Origin of the sequence: Polycladomyces zharkentensis (assembly GCF_016938855.1) — a bacterium.
GTDB classification, from domain to species: Bacteria; Bacillota; Bacilli; order Thermoactinomycetales; family JIR-001; genus Polycladomyces; species Polycladomyces zharkentensis.
In genome coordinates this window covers 62,684-83,016 of the sequence record NZ_JAFHAP010000010.1, presented here as the reverse complement: position 1 = coordinate 83,016, position 20,333 = coordinate 62,684, and the positions used below count along the sequence as shown (strand labels likewise).

Below are 20,333 nucleotides of genomic sequence, written 5' to 3'. Positions count from 1 at the left end.
TGGAGTGGATGCGATGAAACTCGTCATCAACCGTCAATCCAAAGTGCCGCTCGCCCAGCAAATTCACCAAGCCATTGCCGATCGGATTTTGTCCGGCCATCTCGAGCGGGGAGCCAAGTTGCCTTCCGTTCGCCAGTTGGCCAGGATGTTGAAGGTAAGTCCGGTTACGGTGGTTCATGCCCTGGATTTGTTGGAGGCGGAAGGATTGATCACCCGAGTCCAAGGCAAAGGAACGTTTGTCTATGAAGAACATGCGAATACCGATCAGAGGAAAGAACGAGAGAAAACGTTTCCTGTCGTGGACTATTTGTATCGCTCACAATACTGGCAGTATCAGAAGAGTGAAGTCTCCATCGATTTTGCCCAATCGGTCGTACATCCTTCCCTGTTGCCCACGCAGGCATTGGCAGACAGCATTCGACGCTTGATCCGGGAGGAACCGGACGTATTGGTGCAATACGGCGAGATTCAGGGAGATTTCGCGTTGCGTCAGGCTTTGGCACGGTACATCAGCGGGGAACGGATCACGGTCTCCGCTCATGAAATTTTGGTGACCAACGGGTCGCAACAGGCCATCGATCTGGTGGCGCGGAGTTTTGTGGGCCCGCAGGACGTGGTTGTCACCGAAGAACCCACTTACACGGCCGCCATCGATGCCTTCCGAAGCCGCGGCGCCACCGTGCTGTCCGTACCGGTGGACGAACATGGGATGCGGATTGATGAGTTAATCAATCTGCTGGACCGATACACACCCAAACTGATTTACACGATCCCCACCTTTCACAATCCGACGGGTTCGGTGATGAGCATCAAGCGGCGGCGGGAATTGATCGCCATCGCGTCTGAAGTCAATTGCCTGGTACTGGAGGACGATCCATGGAGCGAAATCCATTTTGATGAACCGCCTCCGCCGCATCTGAAATCGATGGATGAGACGGGCAATGTCATTTATATCAAAGGGCTGGGCAAAATCTTGTCCCCTGGATGCAGGATCGGTTTTTTAATCGCGACCGGCCCGGTATTGGAACGATTGGTGGCGGCCAAGACCAATGCGGACCTGGGGAATCCCCTGCTCAATCAGAAAGTGATCCTTCCCTTGTTTGAAAACGGATCGATCCGGGAAAGCCTGCGACGCCTTCGGGAAACGTTGCGCAAAAGACGGGACCTGACGCTTCGCCTGTTGAAACGGCATGCACCCGACAATGTAACTTGGAAGATTCCCCAAGGCGGTTTTAACGTATGGGTGTCATTGCCTGAAGGAGCCAATGCCAACGAACTGCTGGCGGAGGCAGAAAAAGCCGGCATTCGGTTTTTGCCGGGGTCTGCGTGTGATCCCAATCAGATTCAGTGGCGGCATTTGCGTATCAGTTTTTCACCGACAACGGAGGCCGATTTGGAACGAGGTCTTACCACACTCTGCCGCGTGATGGAACGGTATCTCTCTTTACTCACGAACAGAAAGGGAAAGTCGCCTTTGTTTTGAGCAATGGTCGATTTGAAGGATTCAATGGGCGGAGATTCCATTTTATATAAACAAACGCAAAAAAGAGTATCTAAAGCAGATAAAATAATATTAGACAATCTTATACAAAATGATAAAATATATACATGGTAAAACGTGACTCTATAAATGAAATCAAGCCACAATGACAGGGGGAGTGGGGTTGCCGGAGCCGAATTGGTTGTCCGCCGCCATCAGGCTGGGCGCATCCGATTTGCATCTGTCTGTGGGTCATCGGCCGTACATACGCCTGGACGGCCGGCTTTGTGCCATGAGTGATGAGGTTTTGACCGCTGATGATATCAACGTCTGGGGGATTGTGATGCTGGGGGAAAGAGCGTGGGAACGTGCGCGGGTGCGGGAGGAGACTGACGCGTCGACGGAATGGGATGAGGTGACGCGCATCCGTGTACATACATTTCGCAAAGGGGCGGGGAAGTTGGCCATTTCCGTCCGCATTTTGCCCACCCTCATTCCGACGCCCGAAAGTATCGGCATCCCGCGAACCGTGTTGCAACTCTGCGAGCGTATGCATGGCCTGTTGTTGGTCGTCGGGCCGACGGGGGCGGGAAAAACGACGACCGTGGCGTCTTTGGTCCACCATTTGAACACGCACCATACGTTGCGGATCATCACGCTGGAAGATCCGATCGAGTATCAACACTCCCCCTGGCGGTCGATGATCGAACAGCGGGAAGTGGGGTGCGATACCGCGGGATTTGAACGGGGATTGTATGCAGCTTTGCGGCAAGATCCGGATTGTCTGGTCGTGGGGGAACTGCGCGATCGGGAAACGATCCATACCGCCATCCGCGCCGCGGAAACGGGCAGATTGGTATTGGCGACAATGCATGCCGCGGACACCGTCTCTGCAGTGTACCGGTTGATTGACGCATTCCCTGCGGAGCAACAGTCTTATATCCGCATGCAGTTGTCCGAACAATTGGCCGGTGTGGTTGCGCAACGGCTGTTGCCCCGGAGGGAGGGGAGTGGCCGTCTCGCTGTATTTGAGGTGTTGGTCAACACCCCTGCCGCAGCCAATCTCATTCGCTCCGGTCAACTCCATCAGCTTTCGTCACTCATGCAGACGGGGGCGGTATGGGGGATGCAAACGTTCAAACAGGAGACGGATCGGCTGCTGCAGCTGGAAAAGATCGCAGCTGGAGCAGTGGAATCATGGATGTGATCGGGGTATGGGCGGCGGTTGGCGGATGGTGGATCGGGGGCTGGCTGGTACGCTTTGGTTGGTTTCTCTGCGCTCGATGGGGAAACGGGGTTTCATCGAAATGGCATAGTCCCTCCATGTGGCACCCCGCCATGGAATGGATCGCACCGGCGTGTTTAGGCGGGGTATGCGGGTTTGTCACCGTTTCTCACCCCGGTTTGCCCGAATCAGCGGTGGCGATGTTGTTGTTTGCCGTGTTGTTGGTCGTGACGATTACGGATTTGCACCTGCAGTGGATCCCGGATATGGTCATCTGCCCCGCCGCATTGTTGTTTGCCATCCTCCGGTTCTGGGTGGGACCCCATCCTTGGACTGACTACTTGACAGGTTGTTTGGCCGGAGGTTCGATGTTGGCGGTTCTGGCCTGGATCAGCAAGGGGATCGGATGGGGAGACGTCAAACTCTTGGGAATGGCAGGATGGGTGTTGGGATGGCCTGCTGCCGGGGTTGCACTGTGGCTCTCCGTGTTGGTCGGCGGCGTGACGGCATTGTGGTGGTGGGGAACCGGCCGTGTCAGAGCAGGAGAGGCGATCCCCTTTGGTCCGTTTTTGGCAGCGGGGATCATCACCGCCTATTTTTGGGGAGAAGCATGGGCGGCATGGTATGGCTCGCTTCTGACGGGTTCTATCTTCTCTAGCAAAACCATATACATGTGGTAGCAGATTGGATAAGGAGAGGATGACCATGCCCCAACCCCGGATCACGTTGCGGTCCCAATCCCCCGACGGGAAGGGGGAGTCCGCCGAAGCTCCCAAACAAATCAAAGTATGTGGCAAACCCCTGTCGCCCAAGGTTGAAACAAACCGGGACGTTCCAACGTCTATGACAACGGAGGCTGTCCGCTCCAAGGAGGAGGAATCGATCCGTTCCCGGTTTCCACTCGTTTTTTCAACGGATGAGGAGCAGTGGGGTGAAGGGATTGGATGGCGTTCCCCGTCCTCTCCCCCGCGTTCCCGTCGGAATCGGGTTTCCCTGTTTTCAGGTTGGCCGGCGGGTTGGTTGATCCTGTCGATTTTCGGCGCGGTCGTGTTGGGCACATTGATGGGGATGACCCTGTTGTCTACGTTTTTTTCGGGTGATTCGGTACAAACCCGCACGATCGATTCCCATTTGAAGAGCACCCCGTCGGATTTGGAAAGCGGGAAAGTTTCGCACAAGCCGGGCACGGCGATTCGGCTTCCCTCCTTGCAGGCGGTTCTCTTGCAGGCAGGAAGCTACTCCGAAAAAAAGGGAGCGCAACAAACAGTGGAAGATCTTCGGAGTGATGGATGGGCGGCAGTGATGACGCCCGATCCGCCGCACCGAATCTACCTGGGGGTGGGCATGAATCGGGATGATGCCCTGAAGTTGTCCGTCCTCTATCAGAAGCGGAATATACAGGTCTATCTGAAGGATTGGGCTGTGCGCGGTGATGGGGTTCGCATCCCGGAAAAACAAGCTCGCTTGTCCAAGGAGATGACGGTTTTTGCGGAAAAAGGGCGTGGGTTGTTTCAGCGGTTGGGCCAACAGACGGTGTCTCATTTGCAAAGCGACAACACCGTGAAGGCTTTTTCGGGGATGACCGATTTGCAAAAGCAGTATCAAGCGTTTGTGATTCAAGGCACCCAATTGGAAGCCAAGTTGCCCAAACAAGCGAAGTCAGCAGCTCTGGGCATGATGCAAGCGCTGGATCTTGCCGTGCAGGGCGCGGAGGAGGCGCGGAAAAACCCCAGTTCCGCCCTGATTTGGCAGATTCAAGAGGGGTTGGTGCGCTACGTACTGGCTTATGAACAATTCGTGTCGGCCTGGAAGTGAGCGAAATCTCGCTTGTTCGCCCCCTTTGATTTTGCTACACTAAAAACGAGAGTGGTCCAACGAGGTTTTGAATGGTTTTCAACCTTCAACCCGCTGAAGATCCTTCCGTCCTGCTTGTTGCCTTCCGTTTTGGGGAAGGTTCTTCTTGTCTTCCCGAAAAAAGCCGTCATGACGAACGGGACAAGCTCCCATACTCCGATCGCATGTTTGGTTATGGTACACGTTTGCTGTTAAAAGACTGGAGGCGTTGGTGTTGATCACACTGGTTCTCGCATCCGCTTCCCCTCGCCGCCGCGAGATTTTGAGCGGCTTGGGCCTTTCATTCAAAGTGATTCCCAGTACGATCGACGAACAGATGGCCCAGTCGCTTCCTCCGGGTGAAATGGTGGAACAATTGGCGCTCTGCAAAGCCGAGTCCGTCGCCCGATCCTGCAAGTATTCTCTGGTAATCGGCGCGGACACCGTCGTCGTACTGGACGGTGAGGTGCTGGGTAAACCGGCCGATCGTCGGGAAGCGTATGCGATGTTGGAGCGGCTGCAAGGTAGAACCCATCAGGTATACAGCGGCCTTGCACTGGTGGAAACGGACAAAAGCGGGCAGATATGCCGCCGGAGTGTCCGCCATCGCATCACCCGGGTTCACATGCGGCCCATGAACCCCGACGAGATCGAGTGGTATATCGATACAAACGAACCGATGGACAAGGCCGGTTCCTACGGCATTCAGGGGCTGGGATCTTTCTGGGTCGCGGGGATTGACGGTTGCTACACCAATGTGGTGGGTCTTTCGGTCCCCTTGCTTTATGAAATGGCGCGGGACATGGGGCATTCGTTGATTGATTTCACCGAATCATGACCATCGAACGGGCGGCCCCGGCGATGTCAGTCGAAAGATGCGGGGGTGCATCGGGTGAACCCTGGCACACATTTGAGAATCCGGGATGTACCGAAAAGTGAACGTCCCCGTGAGCGGATGATGCACGAGGGGGCTGAACGGTTGTCCAATGCCGAGCTGGTGGCGATTCTGCTTCGGACGGGGACATCGTCGGAGTCGGCTCTCCATCTGGCCGAACGTGTGCTCACGCAAACGGGCGGACTGCGTGAATTGGCCGATGTGACACTGAACGAGCTGATGAACATTCGCGGGATCGGCCCGGCCAAGGCGGTCCAACTGTTTGCGGGGATCGAATTGGGCAGGCGGATCTCCCGTACGCTGCCCCCCGAACGAAAAGCGATTCGTTCGCCGCGGGACGCCGCTGACTGGGTCATGGAGGAGATGCGCCATCTCAAGCAGGAGCATTTTGTTTGCCTCTTTCTGAATACCAAAAATCACGTACTCGAAAAGACGTGCATCTTTGTCGGAACCTTGAACAGTTCAGTCGTTCACCCGAGGGAAGTGTACCGTCAGGCGATTCGCCGCAGTGCTGCCGGCGTCATCTGCTTCCACAATCATCCAAGCGGAGACCCGAGTCCGAGTGTGGAAGACATTCAAGTGACGGAACGGCTGTTTCAGGCAGGAAGGATTGTCGGGATTGAATTGATTGATCATATTGTGATTGGTGACGGCGTGTTTTTCAGTATGCGCGAAAACGGATATCTGCCTGGTGAACCGCGTGATTGACGGGAGGGTGGACGACTGATGCGCATGGGGTTGGGAAGCAAAGGAGAGGACAGTCGGAAGGAGAGATTCCCGATGTTTGGCGGATTTACGAGGGATATGGGGATTGATCTGGGTACGGCGAATACCTTGGTTTACGTGAAAGGACAGGGGATCGTCGTACGCGAGCCTTCCGTCGTGGCATTGGAAACCGGGACGGAAGAAATCAAGGCAGTCGGCAACGAGGCGAAACGGATGATCGGACGTACTCCGGGCAACATTGTGGCGATCCGTCCGATGAAGGATGGTGTGATCGCCGATTACAACACGACGGCGACCATGATCGAGTACTTCATTCGTCAGGCCCAAAAGCAAAACCGGATCTATATTCCCCGCAAGCCCAACGTGATGGTGTGTGTGCCCTCGGGCGTCACGCCCGTGGAAAAGCGGGCGGTGGAAGAAGCGACGCGCCAAGCGGGGGCAAAGGAAGCGTACACGATCGAGGAGCCGTTTGCGGCGGCGATCGGTGCGGATTTGCCGGTATGGGAACCGACCGGCAGTATGGTTGTCGATATCGGTGGGGGAACGACGGAAGTGGCCGTCATCTCGTTGGGAGGGATCGTGACGAGCAAATCGCTTCGTGTGGCCGGCGACGAGATGGATGAGGCCATCATTCAATACATCAAAAGAAATTACAACCTGATGATCGGAGAGCGCACCGCGGAGACATTGAAACTGGAGATCGGCTCCGCCATGCCGACAGACGACGGCAAGGCGATGGACATTCGCGGCCGCGACCTGATCACGGGATTACCCAAAACGATCCACATCACTTCCCGGGAAATCGCCGAGGCGTTGTCCGACACGGTGGATGCCATTTTGGAAGCGGTGAAGCAGACGTTGGAGCAAACCCCGCCCGAATTGGCCGCCGACATCATGGACCGCGGCATTGTGTTGACGGGCGGTGGTGCCTTGTTGCGCAATTTGGACAAGCGGATGAGCCTGGAAACCGAGATGCCGGTGGTCGTGGCGGACAACCCGCTTGATTGTGTGGCCATCGGTACTGGTCAGGCACTGGAAAACATTCATTTGTTCACATCCGGTTCGTCCTCAGGCTTCCGGTTCGGACGACGTAAGTAAGCGGGTGATCGCCGTTGTTGTCGCGACTGTTTGGCAATCGAAGATTGTTGGTGTTGTTGTTGTCGATGATCGCCCTGCTGTCCATGATGGGAATGACCCGCGGGGAGCGTGACGGGTTGACGCTCCCCGAGCGCTGGATCAAAAATGTGACGGACACGGTGGGAAGTGGGTTATATCGACCCACTTCCGTTTTGGTCGGATGGTTTCATGCTTCTCCGTCATCCGGGGAGAGCGTCGCTTCCGCACAGGTTTTGCAGCTGAAATCGCAACTGGCGAAACTGAAAGAGGAGAACCGCCAGTTAAAAGAGATCATCGGATACCGGAGAGGAAATGAAGTTTCCTATATCGCGGCCCATGTCGTGGCGCGCAATCCGGACAGGTGGAACAACCGGGTGGTGATCGACCGCGGTTCGGAAGACGGGGTGTTGGTTCATATGCCGGTGATTACCGACCAAGGACTGATTGGGCGGGTCACAGCGGTCACCGGGCACATGGCTGACGTCCAGCTGCTCACCGATTCGGACGAAGGACCCGGCATCGCGGCGCATGTGCAGACCGCACAAGGAACCTATTTCGGCGTTGTGGACGGGTTTGATGAGAGACGGAAACGTTTGGTCATGAAGTATATCCCGGCTGCGGCCAAACCGAAAAAAGGCGACATCGTGGTCACGTCCGACCAATCCGACATCTACACCGGCGGTTTGCTGATCGGCACCGTGGACGGTGTTGCACCCGGTGAGTACGGGGTGGACAAGACGGTGTACGTCAAACCGTCGGCCTCCATGGAACAGCTCAGCTATGTGCTGGTTGTGCGCGATCCGGAGAAGATTCAACTGCGTCAGCATGAACGACAAACGGGTGCCGCCGGCGATGGGGGGAAATGATGGTGAATCGCGCAGTCTTCGTCGGTTTTCTTTTCTTTTTATTGGTGTTGGAAGGAACGGTGTTGCAGTGGGTGCTTCCTCAGGCTTGGGGAAGCACCGTTGTGATTGTTCCCCAATTGGTGGTGGCCGGTGTGGTGATCCTCTCGTTGTTTCGCGGGGAGCGAGCCGGTCTGATTTACGGTTTCGGTTTCGGACTGCTCCATGATGTGGTGTATGGTCCGGTTCTCGGCATGCACGCGTTCACCATGTCGGCAGTCGGCTATTTTTCCGGTCTCATCTCCCGTCAATTCGCTCCCGGTGCGATCGTGTCGTTACTGACCACGACGCTCAGTATCACCGTCCATCTGATCATGATTTTCGGTTTGTATCGTCTGTTCGGATTGACGGATATGAATTGGAATCAAGCTTTGGTTTATCATGTCGCGCCGTCCGTGGTGTTGAATGCCGTAGCCGCCCTCCCCGTCGACCGCGTGTTGCGATGGGGGGTCCGAAAATTGGAAACCCGATCTCTTTCATTTGATTGATCCCGTTACGCCTTGCGTACCGCCGTGAACCGCCCCTTGGTGGAAGAAGGATATTCCATGAGATTCGCCGAAATCCATATGTTGAGACGGGGTGACACGAGCATGAAAAAAGTGTTAAAACCGGGCGTAACCATCAAGGGGACCAAAGATGGGCTGCTGTTTTTGTTTGACGATTCGCGCCCGTTTTCCGACATCCTGAACGAATTGAGACACAAATTGGACAGCGGCGGCCCGATATGGGACGGTCCCGATACCCGCGTGTGGATCAAGCTGGGACAAAGGCAGATCACACAGCAGGAAGAAGCGGAGATGCGCAAGCTGTTTTCGCTTCGCAAAAACCTGATCATCACATCCATCGAGGCGGACGGTATGCCATATCTGGCAGACGGGAATACGGGCATTCGCATGTTGACCGGCACGGTGCGGTCGGGTCAAGTGTTGGAACATCGGGGAGACCTGTTATTGATGGGGGATGTCAATCCGGGTGGATGTGTCCGCACGACGGGCAGCTTGTATGTTTTGGGCGCCTTGCGCGGGTTGGCTCATGCCGGCAGTGAAGGAGACGAGACAGCGATCATCGCTGCCGCTCAGTTTCGTCCGACGCAGTTGCGCATCGCGGACACCATCTCCCGGCCGCCCGACGAGTGGGATGAGTCCGATGTGGAGATGAAGTTCGCTTATTTGGTCAATCATCAGATTGCGGTGGACAAGATTCATCATTTCAGCCTCATTCGACCGGATCGAGAATGGAAAGAAAACCGAATGCGGCGATGGTAAGAGGGGGTAAGCCCGAGAGGAGGAGAAGTTGTGGGGGAGTCCATCGTTGTAACTTCGGGGAAAGGCGGTGTGGGCAAATCCACCACGACCGCCAACGTCGGTACCGCCCTCGCCTTATCGGGGAAAAAAGTGTGCTTGGTTGACACTGATATTGGATTGCGCAATTTGGATGTCCTGATGGGGCTGGAAAATCGGATCGTCTACGACCTCGTCGACGTGATCGAGGGAAATTGCCGTTTGCAGCAGGCACTGATCCGTGATAAGCGATGTGATGAACTGTATCTGTTGCCGGCGGCGCAATCCAAGGACAAGTCAGCTGTTTCCGCCCATCAGTTGCGCAAATTGATCGGCGAGTTGAAAGAAGAATTCGATTATGTGATCATCGATTGTCCGGCCGGGATCGAAACCGGTTTTAAAAATGCGGTGGCCGGTGCCGATCAGGCCATTGTCGTGACCACCCCGGAAAATGCTTCGGTTCGGGATGCCGATCGGGTAATCGGATTGCTGGAAAAGGAGCGGGTGGGAGCCCCCAAGCTGGTGGTGAACCGTCTCAAAACGCAAATGGTCAAAGACGGAGGCATGATGGACGTTGATGAAGTGGTTTCCGTTTTGGCCATCGACTTGTTGGGTGTCGTACCTGACGACGAGCGCATCATCCGTGCCGGCAACCAAGGAGAACCGATCGTTCTGCATCACGATTGTCCGGCCGCACAGGCATATCGCAACATCGCGCGCCGAATTCAGGGAGAATCGGTACCGCTCTTGGTTTTGGACAAAGAGAGAAATGTGATGTCCAAATTGAAAAGGTGGCTGGGCTTTGCCTGATTTGGTTCGTACATAATTTCTGGAGCGGACATGTACAGCATATAGGGTTCATCGATCATCATGGTCGGGGGATGATGCCCCCGTTTTTTCTGGGGTCCACCCCCTTTCCTCCAACGGCAATGTGAGCATAACTGAACCGCTTGTCTCATATCTTTGTAACAATCCAAGGACATGCCGAACGAAGGGATGGGGTCAAAGATGCGGGAGTGGGCCCAGGGAATCCGCAAGCGGCGGGAACGGCAAGTGAGGGCGATCCAACAGGGTCAGCCCCCCTTGTTGTTTCGCTCTTCCCGACCGTGGGCGGATCGGCGCGACCGGTGGCGGGAAGAGAGTGCGCCGTGGAACCGGCCGGGATGGTGGACGGAGGAGCCGAAGAAAAATCACACCGGTCGGTTGCTCTACCAAACATTTGCAGCTTTTTTGCTCCTCTCTTTTACCTATTTGGTGTTCCAATCCGATTCGGCCATGAGCCGCCGTACCCAAGCGTGGATCAGTGAAGCGCTCCATCGGGACTTCAATTTTGCGGGTGTGGCTGAGTGGTATCGCACGTATGCAGGGAGAGCGGGAGACTTGCTTCCGGCCTTTTCCGGGGTGACGGACAATCAGCGCACCAATCCGACACCGTCCTGGTACACGCCGGTCAAAGGGAAAGTGGCGCAACCTTTTGCTGAGGACGGACGCGGCGTGGTGATCCAGAGTAAGAATTCGTCCCCCGTTGTTGCGGCATCGGACGGCTGGGTCGTGTTTGCCGGGTCGAAACCGGGATTGGGAAAAACCGTGGTGATCCGTCATGCCGACGGCAGGGAAACATGGTATGGCTGGTTGGAAACGGTCCGGGTTCGGGCCAAGGATTGGGTGACCGGGAAACAATTGTTGGGTGAGATCGGTGGGTCAGGCGGACGTCCCCTGCTGTACTTCGCTTTGCGCCGAAACGGAACCTTTGTCGATCCCACGGGTGTGATTCCGTTTGAATAATCGCCTGCCGTGGCAGGGATTGAAGGTCCGCATTCATTTCCTGTTTTGGATCGTCATCCTGTGGGCGGTGGTGATGGGACGCTTTTTGGAAATCGTGACATTGTTCGTGTTGGTGATCATTCACGAGATGGGCCATGCCACCGCGGCATGGTCCTTGGGATGGCGAATGGGGACTTTGGAACTGTTGCCGTTCGGCGGGGTGGTCAAGACGGATGAATGGGGAAGTGTACCCATTCATGAAGAACTGATCGTCGCACTGTCCGGGCCGTTTCACAATGTGATGATGATATTGGCGGGCGGCCTGTTTATGTGGATCGGTTGGTGGGATCAGGAGTGGACCCGCTATTTCGTCCATCTCAATGCGATGTTGGTCGGGTTTAACCTGTTGCCGATCTATCCGCTGGATGGCGGTCGGGTGATGCAGGCGCTCTTGGGCTATGTGTTGCCGTATCGGGAGGCGGTGGCATGGTCGGTGAAGATCAGCACCGTTGCAGCCGGAATGCTGATGGTGTGGGGATGGATCGGCGGCATTCATGTCAATCTCGTCATGATCGCCGTATTTTTATTGCACGCCAATTGGCAGGCGTGGCGGCAACGAGAATTTCAATTCATGCGCTTTTTGGTCAATCGAAAAAATCATCCGCCACCGCCGTCATCCCGTTTGGTTACCCTGCGTGTTTCTCCGCGGGCCACATTGTTGTCGGTGGTCAAAACATGGCGGAAAGAAGCGTACCATGTGATCATGGTTCGGGGTACCCGACGCGTGATACCGGAAGAAGCGGTGCTGGCCCGGCTGTTGGACCACAGTGAGCATGACCGGCGTATCGGGGACTTGTAACGGGATGTGGAACAGATTTGACAAGGACGCAGGTTTATGCTAAGATGCTCTTTGTGCACTTACGCTTTTTCCCGGAAAGGCGTACAACCGCACGGCAAGGGTTCATAAGTGATCCACCCTTGGCCGGCGAGTCTGGAGCAGAGGAGGTACCGGGATGTTTGCAATCATCGAAACAGGCGGCAAACAATACCGCGTCAAACAAGGCGATGTGATTTATGTGGAAAAACTGCCGGTGGCCGAAGGTGAAACCGTCACCTTTGACAAAGTCCTGCTCGTGGCCAAAGAAGACGGTACGGTTGTCGGAAAACCGGTCGTGGAAGGTGCCGTGGTGAAGGGGAAAGTGGAACAACACGGCAAAGGCAAAAAAATCACCGTATTCAAGTACAAACCGAAGAAAAACTACAAACGGAAACAAGGTCATCGCCAACCGTTCACCAAAGTGGTGATCGAAGCGATCGAAGCGTAAGGAAGATAAAATGATCCGGGTGGATGTTTTCCGGAAACGCGGGCGAATCGAGCGGGTGATCGTGGAAGGCCACGCCTATTTCGACGAACCGGGGCGGGACATCGTCTGTGCCGCCGTCTCGTCGATCACCATCGGCCTGGTCAATGCGACGGAAAAACTGTTGGGTGTCCGCGTGTACGAAGCGGACGAATCCGCAGGCAGAATCGCGTGTCGCATTCCCGAACTGGAACCGAATACGGCCGAACGCGTGCAGTTGCTGATGGAGGCGATGGTTCACTCGCTCGCCGAGATTGCCGAGGCGTATCCGGATCATGTTCGGATAGAGAATCGTTAGGCCCGATGGGGCTGAAAAGGAGGTTGACACCCATGCTGAAAATGAATCTGCAATTCTTCGCTCAGAAAAAAGGGGTCGGCTCCACGAAAAACGGTCGGGACAGCATCGCCAAACGTCTCGGTGTGAAACGTGGAGACGGTCAGTTTGTTACCGCAGGCAGCATTTTGGTGCGTCAACGCGGTACCAAAATTTATCCGGGCTTTGGCGTAGGCATCGGTGGAGACGACACCCTGTTCGCCAAAGTGGACGGTGTGGTTCGGTTTGAGCGGATGGGACGCGACCGGAAAAAAGTGTCCGTCTATCCGCAAGAAGCGGTTGTCCAAGCCTGAAATCACGGAAATATGCGCCCCGGTTTCTACCGGGGTTTTTTTATGGGTCGTATTGAAGTACAATAGGGACGCCTATAAAAATATCTGAAAAAAGATGGGAGTCGGTACCTGTGCCGGACAGGTGGAAGGCATGGCTGAAGCCGACGATCCCCGCGGGGATCATGTTGGTGGCCATGGTTGCTTACCCTTGGCCTTGGTGGGGAAGAATGATCCTCGGAGCGGTGGTATGGGCATGCATGATTTGGGCGCAACGGAGGGCCGGACGCATCGCGGAACGGACCATCCTCGTCCATGAAGCGGAAACCGCGCTTCGATGGTTGACCCGGTTGCGCCATGATTGGCTCAACGAGATCCAAGTACTCCTGGGTTATTGTTCGATGAACAAAACCGACCGCGTTCGTCCGTATTTGCTTCGTCTGGCAAAGGATCTGGAGCAGGAGCGGACCATTTCCCAAATTCCCCATCCCCTCTTGGCGGTGGCGCTGATCCAGTTGCTTCGTCATACCCCCGGCTGGCGCTGGCAGATCGAATTCCTGATGGAAACAGGCGACTTGTCTGTCCAACAGGGGGATGACGCCGCCGTCTATGTGGAAAATCTGGCGAAATGCTTGACGAATGTGACGACTGACGCTCCCGAGGATGCGTCTGTGCGGATGGTGTTCGATTCGGACGGTGACACCTTGTTGATCACGTTGACATCACAGGTACCGTTGACGGATGCGATTGAAAAAGCGCAGGTGCAAAGCGGCCTTCAAAATGGTACGGAGATGAAGCGCAACGGGGAAAACGAATGGATCATTCGGTTTGTGAATCGGTCGAAAACCGGTAAGGCACGGTTGATGTAAGGGCAGGTGGCTAGCAATGTTTGTGGATCAAGTCAAGGTATTTGTCCGGGGTGGCGACGGCGGCAACGGAATGGTTGCTTTTCGGCGAGAAAAGTATGTACCGCACGGAGGACCTGCAGGCGGCGACGGCGGCAAGGGCGGTGACGTCATTTTCCGCGTGGATGAAGGACTGCGCACGCTGATGGATTTTCGCTACCAACGCCACTTCAAAGCAAAACGGGGAGAAAACGGTCGATCCAAAGGGCAGCACGGTGCCAATGCGGAGCCTTTGATCGTGCGCGTACCGCCGGGAACCGTGGTGAAAAATGCCGACACCGGCGAGGTCATCGCCGATTTGACTGTGCACGGACAAGAAGCGGTCATCGCCCGCGGCGGGCGGGGAGGACGGGGTAACATGCGGTTTGCCACACCGGTCAACCCCGCTCCGGAAATCGCTGAAAACGGCGAGCCGGGAGAAGAGCTGTGGGTGGAATTGGAGTTGAAGCTTTTGGCCGATGTCGGTTTGGTTGGCTATCCCAGTGTGGGGAAATCGACGTTATTGGCGGCCGTGTCGGCTGCCCGGCCCAAAATCGGTGCCTACCATTTCACTACACTGTCCCCCAATCTGGGCGTGGTGGATGTAGGAGACGGGCGCAGTTTTGTTTTGGCTGATTTACCCGGCTTGATCGAGGGCGCCCACGAGGGTGTCGGATTGGGACACCAGTTCCTGCGCCATGTCGAGCGAACCCGGGTATTGGTCCACGTGATCGATATGGCCGGTTCCGAGGGGCGTGATCCGTGGGAAGACTGGAAACAGATCAACCAGGAACTGAAACGGTACCGGGAGTCGTTGGCTGAGCGTCCCCAAGTGGTGGCGGCCAACAAGATGGATTTACCGAATGCCGAGGAACATTTGCAGGCTTTCCGTGAAAAGGTGGGCCCGGACATTCCCGTCTATCCCATCTCGGCAGCGACGCGTCAAGGTTTGCGCGAATTGATCTACGGTGTGGCAGACTTGTTGGACCGGATTCCGAAACAACCATCCATCGAGGCGGAAAAAGATGAAACGTACAAAGTGTACAAAAGCAAACCGCCGGAAGAACCCTTTACGATTCGCCGTGAAAACGACGTGTTTGTCGTGGAGGGCGAACGGGTGGAACGTCTCCTGAAACGGACCAATTTCCAGTATTATGACAGCGTTCGCCGATTTGCGCGCATCATGAAGGAAATGGGCGTAGAAGACGCCCTGCGCGAAAAAGGGGCGAAAGAAGGGGATACGATCCGGATCGGGGACATGGAATTCGAATTTACGGATTGACAGTCGTGGGAAGGAGTTTCGGTGTGAATATTTTGTGGGGAATCGCCGGCATGCTGTTGGTGCTGGGAATCGCTTTCCTGATGTCCACTGACAGGAAAGCGATTCGCCTGCGTCCCGTTCTTGTCGGTTTGGCAATACAGTTTTCTTTTGCTTTTTTTGTGTTGAAATGGCCGTTGGGGCGTGCCGCATTGCAATGGTTCAGCTCACAGGTGGAGAAAGGGATCGGATATGCGGACCAAGGCATCCGGTTTCTGTTCGGTCCGTTGTTGGAAGGTCATCAGGCACCGGTTTTTGCGCTTCAGGTACTGCCGGTGATCATATTTTTCGCTTCTCTGATCGGGGTGCTGTATTATCTCGGCATCATGCAATGGATCATTCAGATCCTGGGCGGTACCATCTCTTGGTTGATGGGCTCGAGTAAGGTGGAGTCATTGACCGCGGTCGCGACCGTTTTTCTCGGACAATCGGAGTCACCGATCCTGATCCGTCCTTATCTGGCCCGGCTTACCTCTTCCGAACTGTTTGCGGTGATGACCGGCGGATTTACTTCGGTTGCCGGTTCGGTTCTGGTGGGGTATTCCCTGTTGGGCGTGCCGCTCCATTATCTGCTCGCGGCCAGCATCATGGCGGCACCCGCCGGTTTGGTCATGGCCAAAATCGTGATGCCGGAAACGGAAACCCCGCTGGCCGATGAGGAGATTCGCATGGCCAAAGACAACGAATCCGTCAACGTGATCGATGCGGCAGCCCGGGGTGCGATTGACGGATTGAAACTGGCACTGAACGTCGGCGCATTGTTGTTGGCGTTTATCGGGCTGATCGCATTGATGAACGGGATATTGGGTGGCATCGGCAACTGGGTGGGGGTACCCGGATTGTCGATGGAAAAAGTATTGGGTTACCTCTTCGCTCCCATCGCGTTTGTGGTGGGGGTGCCATGGTCGGAAGCGATTCAGGCCGGCGGTTATATCGGGCAAAAGCTCATTCTCAACGAGTTTGTGGCTTATACTGCATTTGGCCCGCAAATTCCGCATTTGTCGGAAAAAACGGTGGCGATCGTCACGTTTGCTTTGTGCGGATTTGCCAACCTCTCCTCCATCGCGATTCAGATCGGGGTGATCGGTTCACTCGCTCCCAACCGTCGGAGCGATGTGGCCCGTTTCGGTTTGCGCGCCATGATTGCCGGTATGATGGGTTCGCTGTTGAGTGCGTCCATGGCCGGCATGTTGGTATGAGAATCAAGGTTGACAACCGGCAGTCCGAAGGGATTGTCGGTTTTTTTGTGGGAAGGGGCATAATAACCATCGACAAGCGCGGCGGGGGGGCACAGACTTGAAAATTTGGGGGATCGGTTTCCCTGGTGATGGCGCCTTGCTGACCGGCGGAGTCAATCAACAACGTATGCATGACAAACTGACTGACCGCTTGTTCATTCACCAATCCGTCCATATAGACAACAGCGACGTCGATCTGAGGTTCTTTTCCCATTTCGGCAAATCGGATCATCAGGTCCGTACTGTGGCCGAACTGCTCTCTCAACTCGTTGATGTTGGCTTCCAGCTCCTCATACAACCGCGTATTCTTCGGGACGGACACATCCGGATGGGGATCTGGCCGGCGATACTTTTTTCTTCTTGATCGGTTTCGGAATCCGCGCACGTCTGCACCGCTCCCTTGATGAAACTCCCCCTTAGTATGAACCTCTCAGGTATGGGCTAAACAAAAAACTCCCTTCCGTCGGAAGGGAGAGTACGCTGGCATGTTCCTGAAACAGACGTTGATCATTCACTTGCGATACGGGTGCGGCTCCGGGAAAACACTCCTTCTCCTTGCCTCAGCTGTATCACTTCCATCCCTGTTCCTCTTTGATTCGTTCCAAGAGACCGCGGCAACCGGCGGAAACCAGCTCGTATACTTCTTCGAAGTTTCCCGTGTAGTAAGGGTCCGGTACTTCCGTATATGTTGTGTCCGGGATGAAATCTGTCAACCGGTAGAGTCGTTGGTGATGTCGGTCGGCCAAGCGGCGCAGGTTGGCCAAGTTGCTGTCGTCCATGGCGATGATGTAGTCGAAGTCTTCCAAATCCCGCTTTTTCACCTGACGGGCGCGAATGCCTTCGTCGGAGATGCCGTATTGTTTGAGGATGCGGCGTGTACCATGGTGAGGGGGTTCACCTGTATGCCAGTCACCCGTGCCCGCTGAATCGACGCGGATTCGATCTTCCAACCCCTCTTCTTTTACCATGTGTCGGAAGACCGCTTCCGCCATCGGTGAGCGGCAAATATTGCCCAAACAGACGAACAACACGGAGATCACGCTGTCTCCCTCCTTTGTAAATGGTGACGAATTCTATGGTATCACAGTCCGATCGGTTCGGCATTCTTTCACACGTTTCAAAAAAACACTTGCCTGACAACGCTTTCACATCTTATAATGTCCAAAGCAAATAAACAACTGTCTACTACAGGAGGACATCGCATGGGATTTGAAGCGGATGCCTATTATTTGGTCAAGGGTGAGCTGTTGCCGGAAGCGATACAGAAAACAGTGGATGCCAAACAGTTGCTGGCGAAGGGAGAGGTTCGCACGGTTCAGGAAGCCGTGGAACGGGTGGGCTTGAGTCGCAGTTCGTTTTATAAATACAAAGACGGGATCTTGCCGTTCAATGCGATGGTCAAATCCAAGATCGTTACCATCTCGCTGACGCTGGAACACCGTTCCGGTGTGTTGTCCCAAGTGTTGCGTCACTTGGCGGAGTATGGCGGCAATGTGTTGACTATACACCAGACGATTCCGTTGCAAGGAGTGGCCAACGTCACCATGTCGGTGGATACCGTCTATCTGAGGACCGATGTTACCCGTCTGATCGACGGGCTGCAGGAGTTGGACGGTGTCAGCCGTGCGATGCTGGTGGGTTCAGGCGAATAAAATTCCCTCACGATGATGGGGACAAAGGGAGAGAGAAACATGTGGAGAGGACTGTTGCATCATTATCGACCATATCTGCCGATCAACGATCAAACGCCCATGATCACCCTGCAGGAAGGAAACACGCCACTGGTCAAAGCGGAAAAGTTATCCGAGGAATGGGGAGTGGAACTGTATTTCAAAGTGGAGGGAGCAAACCCGACCGGCTCGTTTAAGGATCGCGGCATGGTGATGGCCATCGCAAAAGCGGTGGAAGAGGGCAGCCAGGCGGTGATCTGCGCATCGACGGGTAATACCTCCGCCTCCGCCGCTGCGTATGCCGCGCGGGTCGGACTGCGCTGTATCGTATTGGTGCCCAATAACCATGTCGCCTTGGGGAAATTGTCCCAGGCCGTAGTCTACGGGGCTGAAGTGCTGGCGGTGGAAGGCAACTTCGATCAGGCACTCACATTGGTGCGCCAAATCGCTGACCAACATCCGATTACGTTGGTGAACTCGGTCAATCCCTACCGGTTGGAAGGACAGAAAACGGCGGCGTTCGAGGTGTGCGATCAGTTGGGGGAAGCCCCCGACATCCTGGCGATTCCGGTTGGCAATGCGGGCAACATTTCCGCTTACTGGAAGGGGTTTGTGGAATACAAAAAAGAAGGCAAGATTGACCGTTTGCCGCACATGTGGGGCTTTGAAGCCGAAGGGGCTGCGGCGATCGTCCGCGGTGAACCGATCGAACGTCCCGAGACGATCGCCACCGCCATTCGTATCGGAAATCCGGCCAGTTGGCATTTGGCGGTACGGGCGGCGGAAGAGTCCGGCGGACGAATCGATTGTGTTTCCGATGATGAGATCCTCAGCGCATACCGGAGGCTGGCCCGTTCGGAAGGCATCTTCGCTGAACCCGCTTCGGCCGCGTCGTTAGCCGGTGTGATGAAAATGTGGGCGCAAGGAGTATTGCGTCCCGGTTCCAAGGTGGTGTGTGTACTGACCGGTAACGGGTTGAAAGATCCGTCCACCGCATTGGAGGCGGCAGCGGTGCAGCCGCGGGTGATTCCCTGCACGATGGATGCGGTGTTGGAAGAAATCCTGAAGGAAAAAGGTGTTTTCCATGTGTGAACACAAAGTCGTGGAAATTGCAGTGCCGGCCAGCACAGCCAACCTGGGTCCGGGATTTGATTCGATCGGAATGGCCTTGAACCGTTTCCTCCGCATCCGGGCGTATCCCGCGGAACGGACGGAGCTGGAGCTGATCGGCCCGCATCTTCAAGGATTACCGCAGGACGGACGAAACTTTCTGTTGCAGGTGGTGGAAGACGCGTTCCGTTCGGTCGGTCAAACGGCTCCTCCTCTCCACATCCAAGCGGAAAGCGACATCCCGTTGATGAGAGGGATGGGGAGCAGTGCATCAGCGATTATCGCGGGTCTTTTGTTGGCCAATCATCTGTTGGGTGAGCCGTGGGATCGGGAGGAAATCCTGCTCAAGGCCACCAAGCGTGAAGGTCATCCGGACAATGTGGGTGCATCACTGCTGGGTGGTGTGGTGATCGGCTCATGGGACGGCGAGCGGGTGGATGTTGTGCAAGCCCCCTGCCCGGGTTGGGACGTGGTGGCGGCCATCCCCGCTTATCCCTTGCCGACTTCCCGGGCACGGCAGGTACTGCCGCCTGAGTTGCCGCACGATGAAGCGGTGTTGGCCAGCAGTCGGGCCAACTTGCTGACGGCCGCCTTTTTCACCGGCAAATGGGAATTGTTGCAGACAGCGATGCGGGATCGTTTTCACCAGCCTTATCGGGCCTCGTTGATCCCCGGGATGGAGCGGGTGTTACGCGAGGCGCCGCAAAACGGTGCATGGGGGGCGGCATTGAGCGGAGCCGGTCCGACGGTCATCGCCTTTGCCCGCGAGACCGAGCCGCTCGTAGCCTTTATGAGAGAAGTATTTGGCCAGGAGGGCACCTCCGTCCGTATCGAAGTGTTGAAGCCTTGGCCTGACGGGGCGACTGTCCGATTGACAACATTCAAAAAATGGGGTACATTCATGGGAAACATCTAAAAGGAGAGGAAC

Annotated in this window: 24 protein-coding genes and 1 other annotated feature; of the genes, 23 read left to right on the top strand and 1 reads right to left on the bottom strand. The window is 55.6% G+C overall.

What is annotated here, in order from left to right:
• Window positions 1-13: 13 nt before the first annotated feature.
• The 20 genes from pdxR (at window position 14) to JQC72_RS11630 (ending at window position 16,989) form a co-directional block, all read left to right on the top strand.
• Window positions 14-1,483 carry a MocR-like pyridoxine biosynthesis transcription factor PdxR gene (pdxR, locus tag JQC72_RS11725; protein WP_205495844.1) on the top strand — a complete coding sequence of 490 codons (1,470 nt, stop codon included), beginning with the start codon at window positions 14-16 and terminating at the stop codon, window positions 1,481-1,483.
• Between the two features lie 181 nt (window positions 1,484-1,664).
• The gene (locus JQC72_RS11720; protein ID WP_205495842.1) at window positions 1,665-2,687 is read left to right on the top strand and encodes a type IV pilus twitching motility protein PilT; all 1,023 of its coding nucleotides are present in this window, start codon (window positions 1,665-1,667) and stop codon (window positions 2,685-2,687) included.
• Window positions 2,678-3,385, top strand: coding sequence for a prepilin peptidase (locus JQC72_RS11715; protein WP_205495840.1), 708 nt, complete (start codon window positions 2,678-2,680; stop codon window positions 3,383-3,385). The genes JQC72_RS11720 and JQC72_RS11715 overlap by 10 nt, the downstream gene beginning before the upstream one ends.
• 25 nt (window positions 3,386-3,410) lie before the next feature.
• The gene (locus JQC72_RS11710) at window positions 3,411-4,520 is read left to right on the top strand and encodes an SPOR domain-containing protein (protein WP_205495838.1); all 1,110 of its coding nucleotides are present in this window, start codon (window positions 3,411-3,413) and stop codon (window positions 4,518-4,520) included.
• A 238-nt stretch (window positions 4,521-4,758) separates the two neighbouring features.
• Complete coding sequence (locus JQC72_RS11705; RefSeq protein WP_205496020.1) at window positions 4,759-5,376, top strand: Maf family protein; 618 nt, start codon at window positions 4,759-4,761, stop codon at window positions 5,374-5,376.
• 54 nt (window positions 5,377-5,430) lie between these two features.
• Window positions 5,431-6,141, top strand: coding sequence for a RadC family protein (radC, locus tag JQC72_RS11700; RefSeq protein ID WP_335342452.1), 711 nt, complete (start codon window positions 5,431-5,433; stop codon window positions 6,139-6,141).
• A 72-nt stretch (window positions 6,142-6,213) separates the two neighbouring features.
• Window positions 6,214-7,257 carry a rod shape-determining protein gene (locus tag JQC72_RS11695; RefSeq protein ID WP_205496018.1) on the top strand — a complete coding sequence of 348 codons (1,044 nt, stop codon included), beginning with the start codon at window positions 6,214-6,216 and terminating at the stop codon, window positions 7,255-7,257.
• A gap of 17 nt (window positions 7,258-7,274) precedes the next feature.
• Complete coding sequence (gene mreC, locus JQC72_RS11690) at window positions 7,275-8,141, top strand: rod shape-determining protein MreC (protein WP_205495837.1); 867 nt, start codon at window positions 7,275-7,277, stop codon at window positions 8,139-8,141.
• A gap of 2 nt (window positions 8,142-8,143) precedes the next feature.
• Complete coding sequence (mreD, locus tag JQC72_RS11685) at window positions 8,144-8,665, top strand: rod shape-determining protein MreD (protein ID WP_205495836.1); 522 nt, start codon at window positions 8,144-8,146, stop codon at window positions 8,663-8,665.
• Window positions 8,666-8,767: 102 nt separating this feature from the next.
• Window positions 8,768-9,442: a septum site-determining protein MinC gene (locus JQC72_RS11680; protein ID WP_205495835.1), complete on the top strand. Its 675-nt coding sequence runs from the start codon at window positions 8,768-8,770 to the stop codon at window positions 9,440-9,442.
• 30 nt (window positions 9,443-9,472) lie between these two features.
• Window positions 9,473-10,267 (top strand): septum site-determining protein MinD, encoded by a 795-nt coding sequence (gene minD, locus JQC72_RS11675; protein WP_205495834.1) that lies wholly within the window; start codon window positions 9,473-9,475, stop codon window positions 10,265-10,267.
• Between the two features lie 198 nt (window positions 10,268-10,465).
• Entirely contained in the window at window positions 10,466-11,242 is a 777-nt protein-coding gene (locus JQC72_RS11670; protein ID WP_205495833.1) for a M23 family metallopeptidase, read from the top strand.
• On the top strand, window positions 11,235-12,080 hold the full coding sequence (locus tag JQC72_RS11665; RefSeq protein WP_205495832.1) for a M50 family metallopeptidase: 846 nt from the start codon (window positions 11,235-11,237) through the stop codon (window positions 12,078-12,080). Before JQC72_RS11670 ends, JQC72_RS11665 begins: the two co-directional genes overlap by 8 nt.
• A gap of 75 nt (window positions 12,081-12,155) precedes the next feature.
• Window positions 12,156-12,225, top strand: a sequence feature (ribosomal protein L21 leader region).
• A gap of 9 nt (window positions 12,226-12,234) precedes the next feature.
• Window positions 12,235-12,546 carry a 50S ribosomal protein L21 gene (rplU, locus tag JQC72_RS11660; protein ID WP_205495831.1) on the top strand — a complete coding sequence of 104 codons (312 nt, stop codon included), beginning with the start codon at window positions 12,235-12,237 and terminating at the stop codon, window positions 12,544-12,546.
• A gap of 10 nt (window positions 12,547-12,556) precedes the next feature.
• Window positions 12,557-12,880, top strand: coding sequence for a ribosomal-processing cysteine protease Prp (locus JQC72_RS11655; RefSeq protein WP_205495829.1), 324 nt, complete (start codon window positions 12,557-12,559; stop codon window positions 12,878-12,880).
• 32 nt (window positions 12,881-12,912) lie between these two features.
• Window positions 12,913-13,209, top strand: a complete 297-nt coding sequence (rpmA, locus tag JQC72_RS11650) for a 50S ribosomal protein L27 (RefSeq protein WP_205495827.1) — start codon at window positions 12,913-12,915, stop codon at window positions 13,207-13,209.
• A 110-nt stretch (window positions 13,210-13,319) separates the two neighbouring features.
• Entirely contained in the window at window positions 13,320-14,054 is a 735-nt protein-coding gene (locus JQC72_RS11645; RefSeq protein WP_205495826.1) for a Spo0B domain-containing protein, read from the top strand.
• Between the two features lie 16 nt (window positions 14,055-14,070).
• Entirely contained in the window at window positions 14,071-15,351 is a 1,281-nt protein-coding gene (gene obgE, locus JQC72_RS11640; RefSeq protein WP_205495825.1) for a GTPase ObgE, read from the top strand.
• 23 nt (window positions 15,352-15,374) lie between these two features.
• The gene (locus JQC72_RS11635) at window positions 15,375-16,586 is read left to right on the top strand and encodes a NupC/NupG family nucleoside CNT transporter (RefSeq protein WP_205495824.1); all 1,212 of its coding nucleotides are present in this window, start codon (window positions 15,375-15,377) and stop codon (window positions 16,584-16,586) included.
• Window positions 16,587-16,683: 97 nt separating this feature from the next.
• Window positions 16,684-16,989 (top strand): hypothetical protein, encoded by a 306-nt coding sequence (locus JQC72_RS11630; RefSeq protein WP_205496032.1) that lies wholly within the window; start codon window positions 16,684-16,686, stop codon window positions 16,987-16,989.
• A gap of 205 nt (window positions 16,990-17,194) precedes the next feature.
• Here JQC72_RS11630 and JQC72_RS11625 read toward each other — a convergent pair whose 3' ends face one another.
• Window positions 17,195-17,665, bottom strand: coding sequence for a low molecular weight protein-tyrosine-phosphatase (locus tag JQC72_RS11625; protein WP_205495823.1), 471 nt, complete (start codon window positions 17,663-17,665; stop codon window positions 17,195-17,197).
• Between the two features lie 162 nt (window positions 17,666-17,827).
• Between JQC72_RS11625 and JQC72_RS11620 the strand changes: the two genes are divergently transcribed.
• The 3 genes from JQC72_RS11620 to thrB are packed head-to-tail and all read left to right on the top strand — an operon-like array spanning window position 17,828 to window position 20,321.
• A complete protein-coding gene (locus JQC72_RS11620; RefSeq protein ID WP_205495822.1) occupies window positions 17,828-18,277 on the top strand; it encodes an ACT domain-containing protein in 450 nt (149 codons plus the stop codon).
• A gap of 39 nt (window positions 18,278-18,316) precedes the next feature.
• Complete coding sequence (gene thrC / locus JQC72_RS11615) at window positions 18,317-19,387, top strand: threonine synthase (protein ID WP_205495821.1); 1,071 nt, start codon at window positions 18,317-18,319, stop codon at window positions 19,385-19,387.
• Window positions 19,380-20,321 (top strand): homoserine kinase, encoded by a 942-nt coding sequence (gene thrB / locus JQC72_RS11610; RefSeq protein WP_205495819.1) that lies wholly within the window; start codon window positions 19,380-19,382, stop codon window positions 20,319-20,321. Before thrC ends, thrB begins: the two co-directional genes overlap by 8 nt.
• Window positions 20,322-20,333 lie beyond the last annotated feature (12 nt).